A 2,819-nucleotide genomic window follows, 5' to 3' on the forward strand; every position below is an offset into this window, starting at 1 on the left:
GAAGTGAAACATCTTCGGGTTGTGAGGTTAAGCGACTAAGCGTACACGGTGGATGCCCTGGCAGTCAGAGGCGATGAAGGACGTGCTAATCTGCGAAAAGCGCCGGCGAGGTGATATGAACCTTTGACCCGGCGATGTCCGAATGGGGAAACCCAGTGCAATTCGTTGCACTATCGTTAACTGAATACATAGGTTAACGAGGCGAACCGGGGGAACTGAAACATCTAAGTACCCCGAGGAAAAGAAATCAACCGAGATTCCCCCAGTAGCGGCGAGCGAACGGGGAGCAGCCCAGAGTCTGAATCAGCTTGTGTGTTAGTGGAAGCGTCTGGAAAGTCGCACGGTACAGGGTGAAAGTCCCGTACACGAAAACACACAGGTTGTGAACTCGAAGAGTAGGGCGGGACACGTGGTATCCTGTCTGAATATGGGGGGACCATCCTCCAAGGCTAAATACTCCTGACTGACCGATAGTGAACCAGTACCGTGAGGGAAAGGCGAAAAGAACCCCGGCGAGGGGAGTGAAAAAGAACCTGAAACCGTGTACGTACAAGCAGTGGGAGCACCTTCGTGGTGTGACTGCGTACCTTTTGTATAATGGGTCAGCGACTTATATTCTGTAGCAAGGTTAACCGTATAGGGGAGCCGAAGGGAAACCGAGTCTTAACTGGGCGTTAAGTTGCAGGGTATAGACCCGAAACCCGGTGATCTAGCCATGGGCAGGTTGAAGGTTGGGTAACACTAACTGGAGGACCGAACCGACTAATGTTGAAAAATTAGCGGATGACTTGTGGCTGGGGGTGAAAGGCCAATCAAACCGGGAGATAGCTGGTTCTCCCCGAAAGCTATTTAGGTAGCGCCTCGTGAACTCATCTTCGGGGGTAGAGCACTGTTTCGGCTAGGGGGCCATCCCGGCTTACCAACCCGATGCAAACTACGAATACCGAAGAATGTTATCACGGGAGACACACGGCGGGTGCTAACGTCCGTCGTGAAGAGGGAAACAACCCAGACCGCCAGCTAAGGTCCCAAAGTCATGGTTAAGTGGGAAACGATGTGGGAAGGCACAGACAGCCAGGATGTTGGCTTAGAAGCAGCCATCATTTAAAGAAAGCGTAATAGCTCACTGGTCGAGTCGGCCTGCGCGGAAGATGTAACGGGGCTAAACCATGCACCGAAGCTGCGGCAGCGACACTTAGGTGTTGTTGGGTAGGGGAGCGTTCTGTAAGCCGTTGAAGGTGTGCTGTGAGGCATGCTGGAGGTATCAGAAGTGCGAATGCTGACATAAGTAACGATAAAGCGGGTGAAAAGCCCGCTCGCCGGAAGACCAAGGGTTCCTGTCCAACGTTAATCGGGGCAGGGTGAGTCGACCCCTAAGGCGAGGCCGAAAGGCGTAGTCGATGGGAAACAGGTTAATATTCCTGTACTTGGTGTTACTGCGAAGGGGGGACGGAGAAGGCTATGTTAGCCGGGCGACGGTTGTCCCGGTTTAAGCATGTAGGCGGAGGTTCCAGGTAAATCCGGTACCTTATTAACGCTGAGGTGTGATGACGAGGCACTACGGTGCTGAAGTAACAAATGCCCTGCTTCCAGGAAAAGCCTCTAAGCATCAGGTAACATCAAATCGTACCCCAAACCGACACAGGTGGTCAGGTAGAGAATACCAAGGCGCTTGAGAGAACTCGGGTGAAGGAACTAGGCAAAATGGTGCCGTAACTTCGGGAGAAGGCACGCTGATATGTAGGTGAAGCCCCTGCGGGTGGAGCTGAAATCAGTCGAAGATACCAGCTGGCTGCAACTGTTTATTAAAAACACAGCACTGTGCAAACACGAAAGTGGACGTATACGGTGTGACGCCTGCCCGGTGCCGGAAGGTTAATTGATGGGGTTAGCGGTAACGCGAAGCTCTTGATCGAAGCCCCGGTAAACGGCGGCCGTAACTATAACGGTCCTAAGGTAGCGAAATTCCTTGTCGGGTAAGTTCCGACCTGCACGAATGGCGTAATGATGGCCAGGCTGTCTCCACCCGAGACTCAGTGAAATTGAACTCGCTGTGAAGATGCAGTGTACCCGCGGCAAGACGGAAAGACCCCGTGAACCTTTACTATAGCTTGACACTGAACACTGGTCCTTGATGTGTAGGATAGGTGGGAGGCTTTGAAGCGTGGACGCCAGTCTGCGTGGAGCCGTCCTTGAAATACCACCCTTTAATGGCTGGTGTTCTAACGTAGACCCGTAATCCGGGTTGCGGACAGTGTCTGGTGGGTAGTTTGACTGGGGCGGTCTCCTCCCAAAGAGTAACGGAGGAGCACGAAGGTTAGCTAATCCTGGTCGGACATCAGGAGGTTAGTGCAATGGCATAAGCTAGCTTGACTGCGAGAGTGACGGCTCGAGCAGGTGCGAAAGCAGGTCATAGTGATCCGGTGGTTCTGAATGGAAGGGCCATCGCTCAACGGATAAAAGGTACTCCGGGGATAACAGGCTGATACCGCCCAAGAGTTCATATCGACGGCGGTGTTTGGCACCTCGATGTCGGCTCATCACATCCTGGGGCTGAAGTAGGTCCCAAGGGTATGGCTGTTCGCCATTTAAAGTGGTACGCGAGCTGGGTTTAGAACGTCGTGAGACAGTTCGGTCCCTATCTGCCGTGGGCGCTGGAGAATTGAGGGGGGCTGCTCCTAGTACGAGAGGACCGGAGTGGACGCATCACTGGTGTTCGGGTTGTCATGCCAATGGCACTGCCCGGTAGCTAAATGCGGAAAAGATAAGTGCTGAAAGCATCTAAGCACGAAACTTGCCCCGAGATGAGTTCTCCCTGA

General features: G+C 53.2%; 1 rRNA gene. It reads left to right on the top strand.

Annotated features, from left to right (window positions below):
- Window positions 1-25 precede the first annotated feature (25 nt).
- Window positions 26-2,819 (top strand): 23S ribosomal RNA (locus P349_RS00030); the annotation flags it as partial.

It is taken from the genome of Enterobacter sp. DC4 (assembly GCF_000568095.1).
Lineage (GTDB): Bacteria > Pseudomonadota > Gammaproteobacteria > Enterobacterales > Enterobacteriaceae > Enterobacter > Enterobacter pseudoroggenkampii.